Consider the following 22,256-nt stretch of genomic DNA (forward strand, 5'->3'; position numbering starts at 1 on the left):
AGCAGCCATCCGGCAGATAAATGGTTGCTTTGGCAAGACAGTAGAAACTGGAAGTTTTGAATATGGATCGCCTTACGAGCATGGCCGTGTTCGTCAAAACCGTCGATCTCGGCTCGTTCGCGGCGACTGCTGCCGCTCTCGACCTGTCCGGACCGATGGTCGGCAAGCATGTCCGGTTTCTCGAGGAGCGTCTGGGCGTGCGCCTCATCAACCGGACCACACGCCGCCAGAGCCTGACCGACTTCGGGCGCGCCTACTATGAGCGCTGCCGGATGGTACTCGCTGAAGCCGAAGCTGCGGATGCACTCGCGGCCGATCAACTTTCCGAACCACGCGGAAAGCTGCGCGTCATCATGCCCGTGCACTTCGGCCGGCGCTGCGTTGCCCCGATCATGCTGGAGCTTGCGCAGCGATATCCCGCTCTGGAACTCGACCTGTCGTTCAGCGATCCCATCGCCGATCTTGCAGAGGATGGCTGCGATCTTGCCATCCGGACGGGCAATCTGGAGGATCAGGCCGGCGTGATGGCGCGTCGCGTCGCGCGCCAGCGCATGGTCGTCTGCGCGTCGCCATCCTATCTCGAGATGCATGGGTTGCCACGGCAGATAGAGGATCTCGGCAGCCACCAGACCATCATCTACCGCCGTTCGGGCCGTGTCGTTCAACCGTGGTTGTTCCCGCGCCACGGCCAGCCTGCGCTGGAAGTCATGCCGGTCAGCCGGTTGCGGTTCGACGACCTTGCTGCGATCGCCGATGCTGCGGCAGCCGGCATGGGGCTTGCCTGGCTGCCATACTGGCTGGTCCGTGCGCGCATTCAGGCCGGCGCACTTGTCCCGCTGTTATCGGACCAGCCGGGATTTCTTTACGACGCCTATGCGCTCTGGCTGCAGACGCCTCACTTGCCGCTGAAGGTCCGCCTTGCCGTCGACACGCTGGCAGCGGCACTGCCCAGGCTGATGACGTGAAATGCAGGAGCACGGTGAGCGGCGCGGATTCCTGAATTCGCCCCTCCCGCATGGGCGACGAATCCGCGTATAGTACCCTCATGCCCATCCGCCAGCTTTCCGAAACGATGATCAACCAGATCGCCGCCGGCGAAGTCATCGAGCGTCCGGCAAGCGTAGTCAAGGAACTGGTCGAGAACGCGCTCGACGCCGGCGCTGCCAGAATAGAGATCGTCACCGCCGGCGGCGGCCTGAACCTGATCCGCGTCACCGATGACGGCTCGGGCATCCCGGAGAAGGAACTGGCGCTGGCGATCGCGCGGCACTGCACCTCGAAGCTCGCGGACAACATCCACGACATCCGCTCGCTCGGCTTTCGCGGCGAGGCGCTGCCGTCGATCGGCTCGGTGGCGCGGCTGTCGATCCGCTCACGCACGGCCAACGGCGACAGCGCCGCCGAGATCGGCATCGAAGGCGGCCGCGTATCTGCCGTCAAGCCGGCGGCCGCCAATCGCGGCACAACGGTCGAGGTGCGCGACCTGTTCTTCGCCACGCCGGCGCGGCTCAAATTCATGAAGGGCGAGCGCGCCGAAAGCTCGGCGACCAGCGACGTGATCAAGCGCATCGCCATCGCCTTCCCCGCCGTGCGCTTCACGCTGGCCGGTTCCGACCGCTCGACGCTGGAACTGCCGGCGAGCGACGACAGTGCGGAAGGCCGGCTGCGCCGCGTTGCGCAAGTGATGGGCGCCGACTTTCCGGCCAATGCCATCGCTATCGACGCCGTGCGTGACGGTGTGCATCTCGCCGGCCACGTCTCGATCCCGTCCTTCAGCCGCGCCAATGCGCTGCAGCAATACGCCTATGTCAACGGCCGGCCGGTGCGCGACAAATTGATCGCCGGCGCCATCCGCGGCGCCTTCGCCGACGTGCTGCCGCGCGATCGCCATGCGGTGACGGTGCTGTTCGTGACGCTCGATCCGGCCATCGTTGACGTCAATGTCCATCCGGCCAAGGCCGATGTCCGCTTCCGCGATCCGGGGCTGGTGCGCGGACTGATCGTCGGCGCCATCCGCGAGGCGCTCGCCAATGCCGGCATCCGTGCCGCCACATCAGGGGCGGCCGGCATGATGGCGGCGTTCCGGCCGGGCGCAGCGTCCTATGCCCATGCCGGACCGGCCAATGGCCATCGCAGCTATGAGGCGGCCTACCGGGCCTCCGGCTTCGCCGGTTTCGATCCGGCCCGCTCGCCGCAGCGGCCGCTGGACATGGGCTTGGAAGGCTGGGGACTTGAAGACACGGAACCAGGAAACGGCGGCTTCGGCGAAAACGATCAGGTGGCGTTCGACGCCGGACCGCTTCACAGCGCCGACGCGCGTGCCGGACAGACTGAGGCGGCGGAAACGCTGCTCGGCATGGCGCTGGGTGCCGCACGCGCGCAGGTGCATGAGAACTACATTGTCGCGCAGACCAGGGATTCGCTGGTCATCGTCGACCAGCATGCGGCGCATGAGCGGCTGGTCTACGAGGCGCTGAAGAACGCGCTGCATGCGCGCGCCGTGCCGTCGCAGATGCTGCTTTTGCCCGAGATCGTCGATCTGCCGGAAGAGGATGCCGAGCGGCTTGCCTTGCATTCCGAAACGTTGGCTCGCTTCGGCCTCGGCATAGAGCGTTTCGGCCCGGGTGCTGTCGCCGTGCGCGAGACGCCGTCGATGCTCGGCGAAACCAATGTCCAGCAGCTGGTGCGCGACCTTGCCGACGAGATCGCCGACAACGACACGGTCGACACGCTGAAAGAGCGGCTGGACAGGATAGCCGCGACCATGGCCTGCCACGGCTCGGTGCGTTCCGGCCGCCTGCTCAAGCCCGAGGAGATGAACGCACTGTTGCGCCAGATGGAAGCGACGCCCGGGTCCGGCACCTGCAACCATGGCCGCCCAACCTACATCGAGCTGAAGCTCGCTGATATCGAAAGACTGTTCGGGCGGCGGTGAAGGGACTGAGCTTGTCAGTTCTGACGGCGCAGTCCCCCTCTCCGGCAGCTTCGCGGCCACCTCTCCCGCATTAAAATGGGGGCGAGGAAACACCAATCGCCAAGGCCGCGACCCCGGAAAACTTGGGTTCCTCGCCCCACGAAGTGGGGAGAGGTGGTTTGCGAAGCAAACCGGAGAGGGGAAATCATAAAGAGCCGTTCGAAACAGATCTCTATGATTCAATCAAACCTTCGAGCCTCTGATTTACCTCTTCAAATTCACCACGATCACGCCGCCCAGCGCCAGTGCGCCACCGAGAATGCCGAGCAGCGTCGGCACCTCGCCCAGCCAGAAGAATCCGATCAGCGTCGCCACCGGCGAAACCAGATAGAGGAAGTTCGAGGCGCGCGCCGCCGGCAGCCGCGAAAGCGCTGTTGACCAGGCGGCGTAGGCGATGAGGCTCGGCACGATGCCGAGAAAGATGACGGCGCCGAGACCGGCGTTGTCGGCAACCGCCGCCTGCGCCAGGCCGCTCGGCAGGAAAGGCAACAGGCAGAGCGCGCCGAGCACCATGTTCGAGGCCGAAATGGTCAGCGGATGATGGCTGGCAAACAACGGCTTTTGCACGATGGTGTTGACGGCCGAGCACAGCGCCGAGCCGAGGACCAGCAGCGCGCCATTGTCGAAGCGAAGCCCCTGCCCTTCGCCCATGGCGATGATGCCGATGCCGGCGAAGGACAGGAACGTTCCAGCCCAGGCCAGGCCTGAGAAGCGTTCGCCGAGCAGCGCCATCGCCATGATCGCGGTGAAGATCGGGCTGACGTTGATGATGAAGCCGGCAGCACCAGCCGAAACGGTCAGTTCGCCGAAATTGAGCATTACCGTGTACAGCGCAACGAAGACGGCGCCGCCGAACCCGAAGCGCCACAATTCATCGAGCCGGGGCAGCGCCGGCCGCTTGACGGCGAGGAAGATCGCCGCCGGTACCGCCGCGATGGCGAAGCGCAACGCGCCGAGTTCCAGCGGCCCGAAAGCGACGAGGCCGGCACGGATCGCCGGAAAAGCGGAGGCCCAGCCGACCACTGTCAACGCCACCGCAATGGTCGCCGTGGTATCTATCCGCTGTGTCGTATTCAACGTGCCGGTACAGGCGTTCATTTCATCATTCCCGCACTTCATGTCCTCAAACACACAAAACGCCTTTCCTGATCGGTTGACAAACGACCAAATCGAGGGTCAGCTGTGACTATGGATCACAGCTCGGACGCAATACTGCCGCTCGAAACCCTCCGCGCCTTCGACGCCGCGGCGCGGACGGGCAGCTTTTCGGCGGCTGCCGAAAAACTCAACATCACCCATGGCGCCGTCAGCCGGCAGATCGCCAAGCTCGAGGACTGGCTCGGGCTGAAAGTGTTCGATCGCGGCGCGCGTGGGGTGTCGCTGACGATCGAAGGCAACCGCCTGCATCTGCGCACCACTGAGGCCTTCGCGCTGATATCCAGCAATTCGGACCGCTGGGTCGAACCGCGCGGCACCGCCGTGGTGCGGCTGACCTCGATCCCTTCGGTCAGCGGGCTGTGGCTGATGCCGCGCATGGCGGCGCTGGAAAACAATCCGTCCAAGCTGCGCATCGTGCTCGACGTCGACATCCGCCAGGCTGACCTTGCCGATGACGGCATCGATCTGTCGATCCGCTGCGGACGCGGCCGCATTCCCGGCCGCGTCTCGGTGCAGCTTTTCGAAGAACATGTGTTTCCGGTCGCCTCGCCGGACCTCGCCCGCGAGATCGGCCGTGGCGACCCTGCCCGGCTGCTCAAATTTCCGTTGATCAATGATTCGGACGCCTCGGCCTGGCGCGCCTGGTTTGCCGCGCAGGACATGGACTATCGCCCGCGTGCGCAGGACCGCCGCTTCGAGGACTACAATCTGGTGCTCGACGCCGCAGCCCATGGTCTCGGCATCGCGCTGGCGCGGCCGCCAATGATCGAGCATCAACTGAAGTCAGGCCGCATCGTCGCTGTGGACGATCGCATCGTTCTCAGCCCGATATCCTACTGGCTCGACCGGCCTACAGGGCGACCGCGCGCCGCCGCCGCCGAGCTTGCCCGGCGCATCGCGGCCCAGGCCGGGCTGGCGGCGGAAAAGATCGAGGAGTTCATCGTAGCCGAGCAGTAGGATGCCGGACATCCACTTTGCCGGCTTGGTCGGCTGGTTGTCGTCTGAAACAGAGCCGACCAGAGCCAATCTTGTCTCGCTCTAAGCTTGACCTTGCCGGCATTTTGTGGCGATGACATCGTCATGAACCTTGGCTCCATGTCATGATGAACCGCTTCGAAGGCCCCGGCGGCAAGGAAGCCCGTATCCGCTACCTGGACGGCGACTTCCAGGTGACCAGCCCCGGCGCTTTCGTGCGCTGCGCGGTCACCGGAGAAAGCATCCCGCTCGATGAACTCAAATATTGGAGCGTCGCCAGGCAGGAGCCCTATGTGAGTGCCGCGGCCTCGCTGCGCCGCGAGATCGAGGCACATCCCGAAATGCGCAGCCGGCGCTAGTCTGACGCATATGAAAGCCGCTCTGTAGCGATCCTGTCCCGCCAGCATTCCGCAAAAGGTTCTGCCGTCGCGACGCCGAAGGCCTTTCAACCCCTCAGCTTGCGCTGCCGCCAGGCATCCAGCGTCTCGTCGATGATGCGTTCAGGCACGTGGTCGGGATCGAACACGGTGTCGATCTCCAGCACATCGAGCTGTCCGAGGAAATCGGCGGACGCGGCATCGTGGCGCAGCCGGGCGGCGTCCTTGGCGGTGGTGATGAGCCCAAGTCCGGCACCTCGCGCTGTCGCTGACAGTTCGGCAAGCTCGTCCTCGCCATAGAAATGATGGTCCGGAAACGACCGGGTCAGCGCAACCTCGCCGCCGGCCTCACGGACCGTGTCGAAGAATTTGTCGGGATGGCCGATGCCGGCAAAGGCGAGAAATCGCTTGCCGGCCAGCCCCGCCTTGCTGCTTGGCCGTGTACGCGCCTCGAAGATCGGCCGGCCGGCACGCGCCGCCTGACGAACGACCGCATCTGCAGCGAGGCCCTCGCCCATCTTCAGCAGCGCGCTGGTGAAAACCAGTTGGTCGACGATATCAGCCCTGAGCGGACCGCCAGGAATGACGTGGCCGTTGCCGACGCCGTAGCGTGCATCGACGACGACCAGCGCATAGTCGATGTGGATGCGCGCGCTCTGGAAACCGTCATCCATGATCAGGAAATCACAGCCATGCTTTTCCAGCAGAAGGCGCGCGCCGGCGGCACGGTTCGGCGTCACTGCGACCGGCGCGTGCTCGGCCAAAAGCAGCGGCTCGTCGCCGACATGCTTGGCGGCGTCGTGATGCGGATCGACGACATGCGGCTGAGCGAAGGAGCCGCCATGGCCGCGCGACAGGAAACCGGGATTGAGCTGCATGCGCCTGGCCTGCCGGGCCAGGGCGATCGCCACCGGCGTCTTGCCGGTGCCGCCGACGGTGAAGTTGCCGACGCACAGCACCGGCGCCTCGACCTTTTCGCGCGCGGCCGAGCGCATGCGGCGGCCGGCAACGAGCGCATAGATCGCGGACAGCGGCGCCAGCGCCAGCGCCCGCCAGTCCGGTTCTTCCCACCAGAAGGGGGGCGCTTCGCTGGCCACCTTAGCGGCCGTTGGCGCCCTTGAGGCGCGACTTGACCACCAACGGCTGAATGTAGGGTTCGAGCGACTTCAACGTGAGCGCCAGCGCACCGCGCATCTCGTCGACGGTCGCCGCGCCGGCCGCCATCATCTCATGGCGAGCCACCTCGTTGCTCAACAGGAAATTGACGGCGCCGGCCAGCATGTCGCGGTCGCGCACCAGCTTGGCGCCGCCGCTGTCGAGCAGGCGCTGATAGGTCTCGCGAAAGTTCTGGACATTGCGGCCGGCCAGCACCGCCGTGTCGAGCATGGCCGGCTCCAGCGGGTTCTGGCCGCCCTCGGAGGTGAGCGAACGGCCAACGAAGGCGATCTCTGTCAGCCGGAGATAAAGCCCCATCTCGCCCATCGTGTCGCCGAGCAGAATGTCCGTATCGGCGGTGATCCGGTCGCCCTTGCTGCGCCGAGCGACTTTCAGGCCCATGCCGGAAATCTGCGCGGCGAGCGCTTCTGAGCGATCGGGATGGCGCGGCACGACGATCGTCAAAAGACCGTGGTGACGCTTGTGCAGCATCGCGTGAACCTCGGCAGCGACCACCTCCTCGCCGTCATGGGTCGAGATCGCCGCCCAGGTCGGGCGGGCGCCGAGCTGGCGCTTCAGCGTGTACAGCGCCCTTTCATCGGCCGGCGGCGGCGTGGTGTCGACCTTGAGATTGCCGGATACGGTGACCGGCCGGGCGCCGAGCGAGAGGAAGCGCTCGCCGTCGACGTCCGACTGGGCGACGACATGGGCGAGATTCTCGAACAGCGCCTCGGCGATGTTGGCGCGCTTCTTCCAGGATTTGAATGAACGGTCGGATAGCCTGCCATTGACCAGCACCTGCGGCACACGGCGCGCGCCGAGCTCCAGGATGGTCATCGGCCAGATCTCCGATTCGGCGATGATCGCCAGGTCCGGCCGCCAATGATCGAGGAAGCGGCTGACCGCCGGCTTGAGGTCGAGCGGCACATATTGGTGGATGATGCGGTTGCCGAGCCGTTCGTCGGCAACCTGAGCGGAGGTGACAGTCCCCGTCGTCAGCACGATGTTGACGCCGTAGTCGAGAATGCTCTCGACCAGCGGCACGACGGCGATCGTCTCGCCGACGCTCGCCGCATGGATCCAGATCACCGGCCCGTCGGGGCGCTCCCGCCCGGCGATGCCATAGCGCTCGCGCCGGCGAATTCGGTCTTCCTTGCCCCTGGAGGTGCGCCAGGCGACATAGGGCCCGATCAGCGGGTAGGCGGCTGCGCCGGCGAAACGATACGCCGTCAGGAAGGTGCGCGCCCAGCGCTCGCTCATTTCGAGCCATCCACGAGGCGGTAGGCCTCGGCGGTCGCGGCGTTGAGCGCGGCCGTGACCTCCTGGCGCTTGCGTTCCATTTCGGCCTCATCGGCATTGGCCGGAACGAAAACCGGCGTTCCCAGAACGATCGAGGAGCGGCCGAACGGCAGGTTGATCGTGGTCTTGTCCCAGCTGCGCTCCAGCACCTTGCGGCGGCTGGTGGCGATGGCGGCAGGCAGGATCGGGCGGCCCGAAAGCCGCGCCAGGAGAACGATGCCAAGCCCCGCGTCGCGCGGCGTGCCATGCGGAATGTCAGCGATCATGGCGACGTTCTTGCCGGTGGCGAGTGACTTTTTCAGGGCGATCAGCGCTTTGGCGCCGCCCTTGTCGCGACGCTTCGAGCTTTCGCGTCCGCCCGAGCCGCGCACCGCCTCGATGCCGAACTTCTCGATCATCAGGGCGTTGAGCTCGGCATCGGCACTACGCGATACCATGGCCACCAGCGGCCGTCCCCTGGGATAGTAGGCCGGAGTCAGAAGATGCTGGCCGTGCCACAGCGCGATGATGCCGGGTTCGAACTCCGAGTAGGCGCCGCCCGACATCTGCGCTGATCCGTCGACGACACGGTTGGTCAGGCGGACGAGGCGAACGAACTGCGCAAACAGGCTGGCGATGGCGTTCTTGACGAATCGCGATTGCGCCAGCGGTTCGCGTATTTTGCGCCAGAATGTCTTCGAGGTGCCACCGCGGCGCCCTCCGACCGCGGGCCTCGTGGCCGGCCCTTTCACGGCTTCATGATCCATCAAATGTCAACCGGCGGCCTTGTTGTCGGGGTCGAGCAACCGGTGCAGGTGAACGACGAAATAACGCATGTGGGCGTTGTCCACGCTGGCTTGGGCCTTGGCTTTCCACGCCGTTTGCGCGGATTGATAATCCGGATAGATGCCGACGATGTCGAGCGCGTCGAGATCACGGAATTCTGTCCCGCCCAGCGTCTTCAGTTCGCCGCCGAACACCAGGTGCAAAAGCTGCTTCTTTCCGTCTTCCGCGGTCATGTCGGTCCTTCACATATCGTGAGTTTGTGACAGGTCTAGACCAAAGCCGCCGACTTTGGAACCATTGATGATATGTTCAACCGTCCAGCCCTGCGACGACGGCGGAGAGGACGGCGAGCAGTTCGCCGCTGCCGGCAACCAGCGCGCCGTGGTGGATCACTTCGCCGGCATAGCGCGGTGCGCGACCCCTCTGGTCGAGCAATGCGCCGCCGGCCTCGCGCAGGATGAGATCTGCCGCGGCGATGTCCCAGTCATGTGCGTTGGGTTTGACGAAGGTCGCGTCGAGCCTGCCATTGGCGACCATCGCCAGCCGGTAGGCGAGCGAGGGAATATAGGGCACGCGGCCCAGCCGGCCCTGCCATTCCGCCGGCATCAGGGCGATCAACGGCTTCGGCCCACCAATTTCGACCATCGCTGCCGGGCGGCGCACGGCAATGCGACGGCCATTCAGGAACGCCCCCTCACCGGGCAGCGCCCAATAGGTCTCCTCCGTGGCGGGACATTCGAGCACGCCGGCAAGCGTGCGGCCGTCCTCGACCACCGCGACGCTGACGCACCAGGAGCGCAGGCCTTCGAGGAAGCCGCGCGTGCCGTCTATCGGATCGACGACGAAGGTGCGGCGGGCGGCAAGCCTTGCCGGATCGTCGGCCGTTTCCTCCGACAGCCAGCCATAGTCCGGCCGCGCTGCAAGCAAGGTTTCGCGCAGATAAGCGTCGGCGGCGTGATCGGCCTCGCTCACCGGCGAGGTGCCGCCCTTCATCCAGACTTGCGGATTGTTGCCGAAATAGCGCATGGCGATGGCACCCGCCTCGCGGGCAGCGTCGCGCAGCAGCGGCAGATCCTCGCGAGCCCCGGCGGCGGAAGTGACCTGGTCAAGCTCCAGCAAGGGTCATGCCTTCGATCAGCAGCGTTGGTGCGGCGGTGCCGAAATTGCGATCGAGATCGCGCGCCGGAACCATGTTGAGAAACATGGTCTTCAGGTTCGAGGCGATGGTCACTTCCGCGACCGGATAAGCGAGTTCGCCATTCTCGATCCACAAGCCGGAAGCGCCGCGGCTGTACTCGCCAGTCACCATGTCGACGCCCTGGCCGAACACTTCGGTGACGTAAAAGCCTGATTTGAGCGACTTGATGAGGTCCTCGGGCGTCCGCTCGCCCGGCTCGATGGCAAGATTGGTCGACGACGGCGAGACGGAGGAGCCGTTGCGCGAGCCGCGCCCGTTGGTGGTCAGCCCCAATTCCCGCGCGGCCGAGGTCGATAGGAACCAGTGGTTCAAAACGCCCTTCTCAACCATGAGCAGCTTTTCGCCCTCGATGCCTTCGCCGTCGAACGGGCGCGACGCCTGGCCACGGAGCCGGAGCGGCTCGTCGGTGACGGTGATCGCGACCGCCGCTACCTGCTTGCCCATCATGTCGCGCAGAAAGCTGGTCTTGCGCGCGACCGACGCGCCGTTGATGGCGCCGGCAAGATGACCGGCGATGCCGCGGGCGACGCGCGGGTCGAACACCACATCGACCGGCCCAGTCGCCGCCTTGCGCGCGCCGATGCGCCGCGCGGCGCGTTCGCCGGCCTTGCGGCCGATGTCTTCGGGTGCGTCGAGATCGGAGAAATGCTGGCGCGATGAGAATTCATAATCGCGCTCCATGCCGGTGCCCTCGCCGGCGATGACGCTGGTCGAGCGCGAAAAACGCGAGGCGACATAGTGGCCGACAAAGCCGTGCGAGGTGGCGAGCACCAGCCCGCCAAGCCCGGCGCTGGCGCCGCTGCCGGCCGAATTGGTAACGCCCTTGACGGCAAGGGCCGCCGCTTCCGCGGCCAGCGCTGCTTCCTTCAACTGGTCGGCGGAGACTTCCGTCGCGTCGAACAGATCGAGGTCGCGCGGCTTCCTGACCAGCAGGGCTGGATCGGCGAGGCCCTGATAGGGATCTTCGGGCGAGACTTTCGCCATTGCTACGGCACGCTCGGCCAGTGCTTTCGGATCCGACGCGGCCGTCGCCGAGACGTTCGCAACCCGCTTGCCGACGAAGACGCGCAGCGAGACATCCTCGCTCTCGGACGCCTCGGTACCCTCGACCTTGCCAAGCCGCACCGACACGCCGGTCGAACGGCCGCGCACCGCAACCGCGTCGGCGGCGTCGGCGCCGGCCCGTTTGGCAGCCTCGACCAGGGCCGCAACGCGGTCGGTCAATTTCGCTGGGTCCAGCGTATCGGTCATGCGCGTGATCCTGTTTTTCCGCCGGCTATAAGGGGCGGCCGCTCCGCACCATCTATTGTTCCGATGAGGCTTGTGCAATGGCAGAAGTGGCAAACGGGGCAGATCGGCCAGCAGACACCCGGTTTTGGGCGGCATGATCGGAGCGGGTCCTCAAAGGCTGCTTCGGGGCGAATTCGGACTGGCCGATGGCCCATTGACGCCGTGCTCCGACCACATGCGGACGTTCGATTGCGGTAACGCCTTTGTCCTTTCCCACGCATGATCGGCACCTGCCCGAAACCGCTAAATTTAGCGATTTCTTGTGTGTCCTTGGAACTTTGTAGCTTGCGTTCCATTTTCAACCGCATGCGAGACTCTGTGATCCAAAGCATCAGGACTGCGGTGAACGTGTCGCCGCCGCGGTATTCGCTGGTCCTTCCCATATACAATGAAGAACAGGTGCTGCCTCGACTGATCGAGCGGATCAACTCCCTGATCTGCAGGTTGGATGGAGAGGCTGAGGCGATCTTCGTCGATGACGGAAGCCTCGATGGAAGCGTCGAATACCTTCGAAACATGGTCGCCGTCGAGCAGCGCTTCCGGCTGATCGAGCTTTCCCGCAATTTCGGCCACCAGGTCGCGATCACGGCCGGCATGGACGCTGCTGCGGGTGATGCCGTCATCGTCATGGATGCCGACCTGCAAGACCCGCCGGAGGTGGTTCTCGATCTGGTGGCGAAGTGGAAGGAAGGCTTCGAGATCGTCTATGCCCGCCGCGTCAAGCGTGAGGGCGAATCCTGGTTCAAGCGCTTTACGGCGAGTCTCTTCTACCGTCTGCTGGAGAAAATGACGTCGGTCGACATCCCGCGCGATGTCGGCGATTTTCGCCTGGTCGGCCGCAAGGCTCTGGAAACCTTCAAGCAAATGCCCGAACACGACCGTTTCGTCAGGGGCATGTTCGCCTGGATGGGGTTCAAGCAGACGGCGGTGCCTTTCGAACGTCCCGCGCGGACCCTTGGCCAGACCAAATACCCATTCTGGAAGATGATGCACCTTGCCGTTCACGGCATCGTCAGCTTCTCCGAGAAGCCGCTGCGCATCGCGTTGTGGGGCGGATTGGCCATCTCCGTGCTTGCGGTGGTGTTCGGTGCTTACGCTATCTTCGCCTGGATTTTTGAAACCGGCATCATTGCCGGCTGGACATCCACCGTGGTGATCGTGTCGCTCCTTTGCGGCATCAATCTTTTCATGACCGGCGTGGTCGGACTCTATGTCGGCGGTATACACGCCGAGGTGAAACGCCGTCCGCTTTACGTGATCGATCGGGTCGCCGGCTTCGACAAGGCAGTGCATTCCGCCACCCCGGGTGAGAGCCGTCGATCGTTTCGAAAACCCAGGAACGGAGCCTCGGCTGATGGCCGAACTCTTCGACAGCTATAAATCAAATTATGGCGAGGCGGTCGCAGGATCCATCCGGTTTTCCGGCCTCAGGCACGACTTCTTTCTTATCGCCAAAGCCGACCTGCTGCGGCGTCTCGTGGTCGAGCGAAGGCTTCGGCAGGGTGGTGCCGGTGTGCGGGCGCTGGATGTCGGCTGCGGCGTCGGGTCGCTCCACCCTTATCTCGAAGGCGTCTTCGAGCGCCTGGATGGCTGCGACGTCTCGGAAGAATCGATCCTGCGCGCCGGCCAGGACAATCCACGTGTGACCTACCGCGCCTGTACGACGCCGAGCCTGCCTTATGGGGACGGCGCGTTCGATCTGGCTTTCGCCAGTTGCGTCGTTCATCACGTTCCGCCCGTCTCCTGGCTCGATTTCTTCCGGGAGATGCGGCGCGTTGTGCGGCCGGGCGGCGTCGCCTGCATCATCGAGCACAATCCCTATAATCCGCTGACGCGCCTTGCGGTGTTCAGGTGTCCGTTCGACCAGGATGCGGTCCTGCTCAAGGCTGCCAAGGCAAGGTCCCTCTTTCAGGAGACGGGCTTCAGGGATATCCGATCCGAGCACTTCCTGCTGCTGCCGTCGGCCAGGCCTTTTGCCAGAAAACTCGAGCGCCTGCTCGCGCCCCTACCGCTCGGAGCCCAGTACGTGTGCAGCGCGCATGTCTGAGGGCCGTTCAACCGCCCGCACAGGGCTGAAGCTGCTGGCGCGCTTCGGGTTGGTCGGCATCGCTGCGACGATCCTGTATGCCGTCCTGGCTATCGCTTTGGTCGAATCGGAATGGATCGGCTTCTCGCCTGCCCAGGCCTCGCTTGCGGCTTACGCCGCGGCTGCCGTGTTTTCGTATTTCGCCCACAAATCAGTAACCTTCATGTCGAGCGGATCGCATCGATCGGAAGCGGCGCGTTTTGTCCTGCTGACGGCGACAGGCTTTGCCGTGGCTTACGCCGCGCCGGCGCTTTTGACGGCAAAACTCGGCCTGCCGCCCATCATTGCCATTCTGGTTACATGCCTGCTTGTTCCAGCGGTCAATCTTCTCATGCTCGACCGCTGGGTTTTTGCGCAGCGAAGACCCGGCCAGCAAGGCGACCGCTCTACCTAAAGCGCGTCGCGTTTGACCGGCCTCATGCGACGCGCTTTAGGTTGTTATTTTTATGCATGTCGTTATCGCAAAACCGCTGCACACTTTTGCGCGACATGCATTAATCCGTCTCAATGGCATCGAGACGGAACGACACCAGCTTGATGGAGCGCTTATAGATGTTGCTGGCGGCCGGAGTTGGCGGAATGCCGTCGAGATAATCGAAGGCAATTTCGAGTGTATCGGCCTTGGCGAGCGCCGCCGACGGAATGACGAACGAGACCGCTCTTGGTTCTTTGCCGGACAGCGTCACCGCATGTGCCCGAACGCCGTTCACCGAGATCACCACCCTTTGCGTGATCTGTGGTGGCCGAATGACGGCGGCTATTTGCAGCGTGGCGGCCAGCCCGTTGCGCAGCGGCGGTATCTTCACGCGAAGCCGCGAGGTCTCGCCCAGGGAATGGGTGCCGTCGGCGACGGGTCCCGACCAGCCACAGACCCTTATGTCGGCTGCCTGCTTGGCGCCGTCGTTCCGGAACGATACCGTCTGGCCAAGTGTGTAGCTGCCGACGGCATCGCGATTGAGGCAGGTCGTCGTCCGATCGATGTAATAGGCGCGATAATCGGCATTGACGTTTGGATTGAGAGCAAGCGCAAGGATGACGATCTCGGACCCGGCCAGGACCGCCGCGAGCGCGTAGCCGCCGAGCGAGGCAGCGCGCCGATACGGGGCCGGAATATCAGACCAGGGCAAGATAGCCTCCGATCCACGCCACAGTCATGAAATAACAGGCGCCAAGGAAGAGAACCAAAGCCGCGAGCCAAATGAGCTTCGCCGCCGACAACAGGACGGCGAGCATCATAGTCAGAGGCGCAAGCCCAACGACATATCTGACCATCGAGGCCAGGTTGGTGATCAGCGGCAGGATAATACCGAGCGCGCAGAAGAGTGCCGCGCCATATTGCCTTCGAGCGGCCAGAACGGCCGACAGCGCCAATCCGGTGATCGCGGCGAGCGCGCTCCATTGCGGCGCCGTGGGCAGCCAGCCGGTGGTCGGAACCGCTGAGAGCCCGTCCCATAGAAAGACCAGGGGATTGCCGGCCACCCGTCCGAACGCGCGCTGGACATGCAGGAACGCAAAGCCGTCCCCGACCGTAAGGTAAAGAAACAGGATGTAAGCGAACAGGCCCGCAGGCGAGATAAGGATAGCGACCAGCAGATCAGGTCGGCCGAGCACCCAGTGTGGGAAAGACAGCGTCGATCCGCCCTGCTGGCGGTGCTCCCTGAACATTTGAATGACGGTCGCAAATATGACGAAAATCCCGACCAGCCTCGTCGCCGACAGTAGCGCGGATGAAACGCCCGCGGCGAGATAGCTGGAGCGCTTGAGCGCCAGAAAAACGCACGAGGTCAGCAGCACGAAAAGCGGTTCGCTCAGGAAAGTCGTGAAGTGAGAGGAGAACGGGCCACTGAGCAGAAACGCGCAATACAGCACATAGGCCCGCATGTTCTTCTCGAGCAGCGGCCACGCCACCAGACAGGCGGCGTAGCTGCAGACAATGGAGATGATGGTGGCGACCAGTATCGTAGGGAAAGGGAAAACAGACCGGATCGCCGCCACCAGCATCGGATAGAGCGGGAAGAAGCCCCAGCGACCGACATTGCTGTGGTCTGGAATGGGAAAGCGCTCGTAACCCTGTTCGCTGATGCCGATATACCAGGCGCAATCCCACCGGCACAGCGCACGGGCATAAGCCGCGAAACCTGGTTCCTCCGACACCGAAGCAAATGCCGCATAGCGAATGGCCAGTCCGCTGATCACGAACAGCAACGGCACCGCTGCGACGGTCAGGACCATGGCGCGACCGCCAGCGCTCAGACACGCGACATCTTCGAGCGCCAACTCTGCCTCCACCCATTCGAGTGGCTGGCGCCACTCTCCCCCTCTAAATTAGCGCCGCCGGGGCAAATTCAAGACACCCCTTTCGTCGGCGGCATCATCTTCGTCCCGGATCACGAGTCTCTCAGCCAGACCAGCATCTCGCCGGGGTCGCGGTTGTCCCAGGCAAAATACGGCACGGCGGTGATTTTTGCTTCGTCCACCGCCGGCGGTTCGGTGCGATAGAGGCCGTCGTCCCAGTTTTCAAACACCTCTTTCCTGGCAACAGCCGAAAGCGTCACGACGCCGCCCAAAAGGTTGGGCTCCTCACGCGCCTCGATCTGTGCCGTATGTGGCAAGGCCATGCGGTGCAGCTGGCCGGCATTGTCGGTCTCCTCGACGCAATAGATCAGCGGGCCGCGGGCAAGCGCGACGCGGCCGATGTCCTGCCGCACCTGCGGATTGGCATAGAGCCGGTCGACGGCCATTTCGAGGTCGAGCTCGACCTGGTCGCCCTTGCGCCATTCGCGCCGGATCGCGGCATAGCCGTCGCTGGTCACCTCATCCAGATCGACCGCCTCCCCGTTCACCTTGAGCGCCGCCTTGCGGCACCAGGCCGGCAGGCGCAGGTGCAAGGTGAATGTCGTCGGCGCCTCGGGTTCGACGCCGATCGAGACTGCCCCGTCCCACGGATAATTGCTGGCCTGGGTCAGTTCTATGTGCCGGCCTGCGATATCGAAACGAGCCGTGCTGTTTCCATAGAGATGGACGGCGAGTGCATCGTCCGACAGGCCGTAGAAATAGCTGCCGATCGAAGCGACCATGCGTCCGACATTGGGCGGGCAGCACGGGCAGCGATGCCAATTCCAGCGGTTGTGCTTCCCCCGGCTTTCCAGCGGATTTTCATAGAAGAACAGCGAGCCGTCGAGCGACAAGCCTGAGATCGAGCCGTTGTAGAGGGCTCGCTCCATCATGTCGGCATAGCGCGCATTGGGTCCCATGCCGAGCATGCGGCTCGCCCAGAACACCAATCCGACCGACGCACAGGTCTCGGCATAGGCGGTTTCATTGGGCAGATCGTAGTCTGCGGTAAAGCCCTCATTGTGCGACGACGGTCCAATGCCGCCGGTGATGTAGAGGTTCTTGGTGGTGAGATCGTCCCACAGCCGGTCGAGCGCCACCCGCAGCGAGTCGTCGCCATATTCGGTCGCGATATCGGCCATGCCCGAATAGAGGTACATCGCCCTGACCGCATGGCCGACGACCTTGTCCTGATCGCGCACCGGCTTGTGCGATTGGCTGTATTCGTAGGTCTTGAAATGATAGGCTTTTGGGTCCACGCTGCGGGCCCGCGCCTCCTCGTCGAAATAATGCGGCTCAAGCCCGCGCTGGTCGATGAAGTATTTTGCCAGGTCCATGTACTTTTGCTGGCCCGTGACCCGCGCGAGCTTGACCAGCGCCAGCTCGATCTCCTCGTGGCCGCAATAGCCCTTCCTCTTGCCGGGCTCGGGACCGAACGTCTCGGCGATATGGTCGGCATAGCGGCACATGATGTCGAGCAGCTTGCGTTTTCCCGTGGCCTGGTAGTAGGCGACCGCGCCCTCGATCAGATGCCCGGCGCAATAGAGTTCATGGCAATCGCGCAGATTGGTCCAGCGCAAGCCGAGCTGGATGCGCTGGTACCAGCTGGAGAGATAACCGTCGGGCTGCTGCAGCTTGCCGTACATGTCGATGACGGCGTCGATCTTCTGCTCCAGCTCGTCATTGCGGCGGCGATAGAGCGAGTAGGCGGCGGTCTCGATGGTCTTGCCCCAATCGGAGTCCCAGAACATCTGGGTCGTCACCGTAGATCCCGTGAACTCGCTGCCGGCGGTGGCTGCCTCGTCCGGCGAGGGTGAGTGGAACGGAATGACGACGCCCGGCGATGGCCGGTCCGGGTCGATCTGCTCCAGCATGCGCGCCTCGACGCAGCGGTCATAGAGGATATCGGCGGTCCTGGTGGCGACGGCATCGACACGGTCGCCCCAGAAGCCTCGCACTTCGACCTGCGGCACGGGCAGCGGACGGAAGGCGAGTTTTGGCTTGCCCAACTTGCCGGTTTGGCCCGGCGTAGTGCCCTGACTGACGGATTGCGATGCGGTCATCAATTTACTCCGGTTCGATTCGATTGGTCACTTCACGGCCCCTGCCATGAGGCCGCGGATGTAGAAGCGCTGCAGCAACAGGAACAGCACCAGGCATGGCACCATCATCACGGTGACGCCGGCCTGCACCGCGCCCCAGTCGATGGCGCCGAAGCGGCCCGACTGCAGCGCCGTCATCATGATCGGCAGCGTGAACTTGGACTGGTCCGTCATCAGCACCAGCGCTGCCAGGAATTCGTTCCAGGCGCCGAGGAACGCGAACAGCGCGATGGTGACGATGCCCGGCCAGACCAGCGGCAGCATCACCCTCAGCAGCATGGTGACATTGTTGGCGCCGTCCATGCGGGCGGCTTCCTCGATCTCGCGCGGCACCGCGTCGAAGGCGTTGCGCATCATGAAAATCGAGAACGGCAGCTGCAGCGTGACATAGACGCAAACCAGCCCGGTCAGCGTGTTGTGCAGGCCGATCTTGGTCAGCACCAGGAAGATGGGCGTCAGGATCGACTGGAACGGGATCATGATCGTCGACAGGATCAGGACGAAGAGCAGGTTCTTCAGCGGAAAGCGGAAGCGCGAGAAACCGTAGCCGGCCAGCACGCTGACGATCACCGACAGCACGACCGTCATGACAGAGACATAGATGCTGTTTTGCGCCGGCAGCCACAGCCCGTCGCCGAACGTATTGAGCGTGGCGTAGTTCTCGACCGAAAAACCCGTCGTCGGCCAGGGCGGCAATGGCGGCTGACGCGATTCCTGCGCCGGCTTGAAGGCCGACAGCACGGTCCAGACGATCGGCGCCAGGAACAGCAGCGAGGCGATGATGCCCGTCGCGTGCTCGGCAATCTGCATGCCGATGCGGCGTTTGCGGCTGCGTGCCTGCGCCATCAGTCAACGCCCTCGGGTTGGCGCAGCAGCCGCAGCTGGATCAGGCTGAGCGCGACCAGGATGACCAGCAGCACCATCGACAGGGCGGCGCCGTAGCCGAGCTTGAACGACACGAATGACTGGTTGAAAATCCAGTAGACGGCGGTCAGCGTCTGGTTGCGCGGCCCGCCGCGCAGGATGATGTAGAACTGGTCGAAGGCCAGCACCGAGCCGGCAACCGACAGGATCAGCGCCAGCGCCAGCGTGCGGCGCATCAGCGGCAGGGTGATGGCGCGAAACCGCGCCAGCGGCCCTGCCCCGTCGATCATCGCCGCCTCCTGCAGATCAGGCGGGATCGATTGCAGGCCGGTCATCAGGATGATCATGGTGAAGCCCGCCACCTTCCACACGACCATGGCGATGATCGACCAGAACGCCGGCTGGAACGTCGCCAGCAGATTGACCTTTTTCTCGGTCAGGCCGAGTTCGAAGGCGGCGGGGCTGAACAGGCCGGAATCGACATTGAGCAGCCACGACCAGAGCAGGCTGGCCGAGGCGAACCCGATGACAGCCGGCATGAAGAAGGACGTCCGGTAGAAGCCGGTCAGCGGCCGCGGCCGTTCGATGAACAGCGCTAGCGGAAAGGCGACGGCGAAGATCGCGATCGTCACCACCACCGTGTAATAGCCGGTGAAACGCAGCGCGTTCCAGAACCTGGTGTCGCGCAGGATCGCCCAGTAATTGTCGAGGCCAATGAACGAGTGCGCGCCCATCAGCGGCCAGTTGTGCAGCGACATCCACGCCGTCATGCAAAGCGGGATGATGAAAAAGACGACGACAAGGGCGACGGCCGGCGCGACATAGAGCAGGCCGATCCACTGCCGGCGGCCGGTGCCGACCAGTTTGCGGCGGCGTGCTGGGGCGGAGGTTGCTGCGATGGTGGTCATGGCTTCCCTTCTCCCCTTGTGGGAGAAGGTGGATCGGCGCGTAGCGCCGAGACGGATGAGGGGTGTTGGACGGAGTGCTGTCGGAGCCAAGCTGGAGCACCCCTCATCCGTCGCCTTCGGCGACACCTTCTCCCACAAGGGGAGAAGGGGGAGCCAACGTCCCGACGGCGCGGTAGCGCGGTGGTTTCCTTGATTGAGCTCATGCCTGTTCTTCCGTTAGCGCTACGTCCCCCTCCCCCTTGAGGGGAGGGTCCGGCCGAAGGCCGGGGGTGGGGTCGCCTGCGAAACGCGCCAAAAGAACGTCGAGCACTGCCGAGACGACCCACCCGGACCTGCGGTCCGACCTCCCCTCGAGGGGGAGGTTAAAGCCGGCGCTTACTGCTGCGGCGCCGAATCGATGATCGACTGCATGGTTTCCTGCGCGTTGGCGATGGCGCCATCGACGTCTTCGCCGAAGAAGACCTCGTTGACCATCTGGTTCCACGGGCCGTTGGCGGAGTTGATCAGGTCGTTGAACACCACCGAATAGGGTGTGCGGCCCTTGGCCATAGCCTCTGCGGCGATCTTGTAGCGCGGGTCGAGTTCCTTCAGCGCCTCATTGGCGATGTCGCCGCGCACGGGAAGGCTGCCGTATTTCGCCAGAATGGTCTGGCCTTCGAGCGAGTAGGCGAAATCGAGGAACTCTTTCACCACCGCGATTTTCGTGGTGCCCTTGGTGACGACGAAATTGTCGCCGCCGGCAAAGGACGACCAGCCGCCATCCTTGCCGGGCAGGAAGGTGACGCCATAGTCGATATCTGGGTATTGCGTGTTCAGCGCGCCGATGGCGAAGGCGCCGGACGGCGAGATGCCGATATTGCCGCCGGCGAAGGCGGCAAAGAAGTTGGAGCCGGTGTCGGTCTGCGCGCCTGCCGGCACCAGATCCTTCTTGATCATCGAGCGGTAGAGGTCGATAGCGCCGCGCAGCTGCGGGCTGTCGAGCGTCGCCTTCGAGCCGTCCTCGGTGAGGATGTCGCCGCCCGAGGCCCAGATCAGCGGCGTGAAGGTGAAGATGTTGCAGCCGCCGCAATTGCCGGAGAAATAGAAGCCCTTGATGTCGCCGCCGAGCGCGTTGACCTTCTCGGCATAGGTTTCGATCTCGGCCCAGTTGGTCGGGCCTTTTTCAGGGTCGAGGCCGGCCTGCTTAAACAACTTCTTGTTCCAGATCAGCACCGAACTATCGGCGGAGAATGGTAGCCCGTAGATGCGGCCCTTGTAGGTGCCGGTCTTGACGTGCGCCGGCGACAGGCTCGAGAAATACGGCAGCGATTTTGCCCAGTCGGTGATGTCTTCCAGCTGGCCGGCGGCAGCGAAGGACGGCGTGTAGATCAGGTCGAGCGAGAGCGCATCGGGTGCGGTGCCGCCGGCGGCGGCGGCGCCGTATTTCGGGATGATCTCGGCATTGGGGATGATGTCCAGCTTGACCTGGTTCTCGTGCCCTTTGTTGAAGGCATCGACGATGCGCGGCATGAAGTTCGAGCCATCGGCACGAACCCAGATGTTGGCGGTCTCGGCGGCGGCGGCCGGCCCGACTGTTGCCAGCGTGGAAAAGATGCTCGCGGCAAAGGCGAGCCCGGTAATCATAGTTCTCATGGTTCTCCTCCTCATGGTTCTGTTTCCTGCGACCGCGCTCCCCGCGCGGGTGACTATCGGCACGGCCCGTTTCGTTCAGCCGCCCGGCGGACGGCCGCATGACTGACGCACCACCAGCCGGCACGGCAGTTTTCGGATGCCCGGCGCGGCGGGTTCGCCGCCGACGAGCGAAAGAAGCGTAAGACCGGCCTCGCGCCCGAGTGCCGCCAGGTTCATGTCGACGGAGGTCAGCGGCGGGCGGGTTGCCTCGGCCACGATCTGCCAATTGTCGAAACCGATGACGCCGACATCGTCCGGCACATCAAGCCCGCGTTCGCGCAGCGCGTCGATGACGCCACGCGCGATCTGGTCGTTGCCGCAGAAGACGGCATCGGGCTTTTCGCCCTTACGGTCGAAGAGTTTCTTCACCGCCTCGTGGCCCCACGCTTCCGACCACGATCCGAGCAATGGTTCCATGGCCGGCAAGCCTTTCTCGGTCAGCACGTCACGATAGGCCTGCGCCCGCGCGTGCACCACCGCAAAGCTCGCCGGCCCGCTGAAATGGACGATGCGGCGGCGCCCGAGCCGCCAAAAGTGCTCGACCGCCAGGCGCGCGCCGCCAGCATCGTCCGACACGAAGGCGATGGCGCCGGGATCGGGCTGGGTGAAGGCGTAGATCACGGGAATGCGCAGATTGGCGAGATCGACCGGCAGATGGCGGTCGATGCGCTTGCCGGTGGCGATGATGCCGTCGACGCGCTTGTCGAGCATGGCCTCGACATGGAGTTGGCCGAGGCGCTGGTCGTCCTCGACATTGCAGAGAAACACCGACACGCCCTTGTCGACCAGCGCATCCGAAATGCCCGACATGACCGGCAGCGAAAAGCGGCCATAGGTGTCGTTGGTGAGCAGCCCGACGGTGAAGGAGCGGCGGCGTAACAGGCTCTGCGCCAGGCTGTTCGGCCGAAAGCCCAGCCGCTGCGCCGTCTCGCGAATGCGCTCACGCGTCTCGGCCATCATCCGCCCCTGCCCGTTCAGCGCTTTTGAGGCCGTGGCGACACTGACGCCAGCGGCGGCGGCCACCTCGCGGAGGGTGACGGGAGTGGGCGCTGGCGAGGCGTCAGAAGCCATTTTGAGCGACGAAACCCTTAGTTGGGAAA

General features: G+C 64.2%; 21 protein-coding genes. 7 read left to right on the forward strand and 14 right to left on the reverse strand.

Features of this window, described 5'->3' with window-relative positions:
- Positions 1-62 precede the first annotated feature (62 nt).
- A complete protein-coding gene (locus tag IHQ72_RS25050; RefSeq protein WP_258117965.1) occupies positions 63-965 on the forward strand; it encodes a LysR family transcriptional regulator in 903 nt (300 codons plus the stop codon).
- Between the two features lie 80 nt (positions 966-1,045).
- The gene (gene mutL, locus IHQ72_RS25055; RefSeq protein ID WP_258117966.1) at positions 1,046-2,935 is read left to right on the forward strand and encodes a DNA mismatch repair endonuclease MutL; all 1,890 of its coding nucleotides are present in this window, start codon (positions 1,046-1,048) and stop codon (positions 2,933-2,935) included.
- 243 nt (positions 2,936-3,178) lie between these two features.
- On the opposite strand, the gene IHQ72_RS25060 is transcribed toward mutL, so the two are convergent.
- Positions 3,179-4,072 carry a DMT family transporter gene (locus IHQ72_RS25060; protein WP_258117968.1) on the reverse strand — a complete coding sequence of 298 codons (894 nt, stop codon included), beginning with the start codon at positions 4,070-4,072 and terminating at the stop codon, positions 3,179-3,181.
- A gap of 90 nt (positions 4,073-4,162) precedes the next feature.
- Here IHQ72_RS25060 and IHQ72_RS25065 point away from each other — a divergent pair, with 90 nt between their 5' ends.
- Both IHQ72_RS25065 and IHQ72_RS25070 read left to right on the forward strand, forming a co-directional pair.
- On the forward strand, positions 4,163-5,089 hold the full coding sequence (locus tag IHQ72_RS25065) for a LysR substrate-binding domain-containing protein (RefSeq protein ID WP_258117969.1): 927 nt from the start codon (positions 4,163-4,165) through the stop codon (positions 5,087-5,089).
- A gap of 143 nt (positions 5,090-5,232) precedes the next feature.
- Positions 5,233-5,466 carry a DUF2093 domain-containing protein gene (locus IHQ72_RS25070; RefSeq protein ID WP_095496171.1) on the forward strand — a complete coding sequence of 78 codons (234 nt, stop codon included), beginning with the start codon at positions 5,233-5,235 and terminating at the stop codon, positions 5,464-5,466.
- 86 nt (positions 5,467-5,552) lie between these two features.
- On the opposite strand, the gene lpxK is transcribed toward IHQ72_RS25070, so the two are convergent.
- The 6 genes from lpxK to IHQ72_RS25100 form a co-directional block, all read right to left on the reverse strand.
- On the reverse strand, positions 5,553-6,581 hold the full coding sequence (lpxK, locus tag IHQ72_RS25075; RefSeq protein ID WP_258117970.1) for a tetraacyldisaccharide 4'-kinase: 1,029 nt from the start codon (positions 6,579-6,581) through the stop codon (positions 5,553-5,555).
- Position 6,582: 1 nt separating this feature from the next.
- Positions 6,583-7,899, reverse strand: coding sequence for a lipid IV(A) 3-deoxy-D-manno-octulosonic acid transferase (gene waaA / locus IHQ72_RS25080; protein WP_258117971.1), 1,317 nt, complete (start codon positions 7,897-7,899; stop codon positions 6,583-6,585).
- Complete coding sequence (locus IHQ72_RS25085; protein ID WP_258117972.1) at positions 7,896-8,684, reverse strand: lysophospholipid acyltransferase family protein; 789 nt, start codon at positions 8,682-8,684, stop codon at positions 7,896-7,898. The genes waaA and IHQ72_RS25085 overlap by 4 nt, the downstream gene beginning before the upstream one ends.
- Positions 8,685-8,690: 6 nt before the next feature.
- Positions 8,691-8,936 (reverse strand): DUF4170 domain-containing protein, encoded by a 246-nt coding sequence (locus IHQ72_RS25090; RefSeq protein ID WP_029354097.1) that lies wholly within the window; start codon positions 8,934-8,936, stop codon positions 8,691-8,693.
- A 76-nt stretch (positions 8,937-9,012) separates the two neighbouring features.
- On the reverse strand, positions 9,013-9,822 hold the full coding sequence (locus IHQ72_RS25095) for a 3'(2'),5'-bisphosphate nucleotidase CysQ (RefSeq protein WP_258117975.1): 810 nt from the start codon (positions 9,820-9,822) through the stop codon (positions 9,013-9,015).
- A complete protein-coding gene (locus IHQ72_RS25100; protein ID WP_258117976.1) occupies positions 9,809-11,152 on the reverse strand; it encodes a TldD/PmbA family protein in 1,344 nt (447 codons plus the stop codon). Before IHQ72_RS25100 ends, IHQ72_RS25095 begins: the two co-directional genes overlap by 14 nt.
- A 438-nt stretch (positions 11,153-11,590) precedes the next feature.
- Between IHQ72_RS25100 and IHQ72_RS25105 the strand changes: the two genes are divergently transcribed.
- Genes IHQ72_RS25105 through IHQ72_RS25115 form a run of 3 tightly spaced genes read left to right on the forward strand, consistent with a single transcriptional unit; the run spans position 11,591 to position 13,671 of the window.
- A complete protein-coding gene (locus tag IHQ72_RS25105) occupies positions 11,591-12,571 on the forward strand; it encodes a glycosyltransferase family 2 protein (RefSeq protein ID WP_374120280.1) in 981 nt (326 codons plus the stop codon).
- Positions 12,546-13,238: a class I SAM-dependent methyltransferase gene (locus tag IHQ72_RS25110; protein WP_258117977.1), complete on the forward strand. Its 693-nt coding sequence runs from the start codon at positions 12,546-12,548 to the stop codon at positions 13,236-13,238. The genes IHQ72_RS25105 and IHQ72_RS25110 overlap by 26 nt, the downstream gene beginning before the upstream one ends.
- Complete coding sequence (locus IHQ72_RS25115; RefSeq protein ID WP_258117978.1) at positions 13,231-13,671, forward strand: GtrA family protein; 441 nt, start codon at positions 13,231-13,233, stop codon at positions 13,669-13,671. The genes IHQ72_RS25110 and IHQ72_RS25115 overlap by 8 nt, the downstream gene beginning before the upstream one ends.
- Positions 13,672-13,771: 100 nt before the next feature.
- On the opposite strand, the gene IHQ72_RS25120 is transcribed toward IHQ72_RS25115, so the two are convergent.
- From IHQ72_RS25120 to IHQ72_RS25150, 7 genes are all read right to left on the reverse strand, one after another.
- Positions 13,772-14,404, reverse strand: coding sequence for a hypothetical protein (locus IHQ72_RS25120; protein WP_258117979.1), 633 nt, complete (start codon positions 14,402-14,404; stop codon positions 13,772-13,774).
- Positions 14,391-15,554: a putative hexosyltransferase gene (locus IHQ72_RS25125; RefSeq protein ID WP_258117980.1), complete on the reverse strand. Its 1,164-nt coding sequence runs from the start codon at positions 15,552-15,554 to the stop codon at positions 14,391-14,393. The genes IHQ72_RS25120 and IHQ72_RS25125 overlap by 14 nt, the downstream gene beginning before the upstream one ends.
- A 110-nt stretch (positions 15,555-15,664) precedes the next feature.
- Complete coding sequence (locus tag IHQ72_RS25130; protein WP_258117981.1) at positions 15,665-17,674, reverse strand: glycoside hydrolase family 127 protein; 2,010 nt, start codon at positions 17,672-17,674, stop codon at positions 15,665-15,667.
- Between the two features lie 27 nt (positions 17,675-17,701).
- Complete coding sequence (locus IHQ72_RS25135) at positions 17,702-18,559, reverse strand: carbohydrate ABC transporter permease (protein WP_023802294.1); 858 nt, start codon at positions 18,557-18,559, stop codon at positions 17,702-17,704.
- Positions 18,559-19,485: a carbohydrate ABC transporter permease gene (locus tag IHQ72_RS25140; protein WP_258117983.1), complete on the reverse strand. Its 927-nt coding sequence runs from the start codon at positions 19,483-19,485 to the stop codon at positions 18,559-18,561. The genes IHQ72_RS25135 and IHQ72_RS25140 overlap by 1 nt, the downstream gene beginning before the upstream one ends.
- A gap of 375 nt (positions 19,486-19,860) precedes the next feature.
- The gene (locus tag IHQ72_RS25145; RefSeq protein ID WP_258117984.1) at positions 19,861-21,117 is read right to left on the reverse strand and encodes an ABC transporter substrate-binding protein; all 1,257 of its coding nucleotides are present in this window, start codon (positions 21,115-21,117) and stop codon (positions 19,861-19,863) included.
- Positions 21,118-21,192: 75 nt separating this feature from the next.
- Positions 21,193-22,227 carry a LacI family DNA-binding transcriptional regulator gene (locus IHQ72_RS25150; protein WP_258117985.1) on the reverse strand — a complete coding sequence of 345 codons (1,035 nt, stop codon included), beginning with the start codon at positions 22,225-22,227 and terminating at the stop codon, positions 21,193-21,195.
- Between the last annotated feature and the right edge of the window lie 29 nt (positions 22,228-22,256).

The organism is Mesorhizobium onobrychidis (assembly GCF_024707545.1).
GTDB classification, from domain to species: Bacteria; Pseudomonadota; Alphaproteobacteria; order Rhizobiales; family Rhizobiaceae; genus Mesorhizobium; species Mesorhizobium onobrychidis.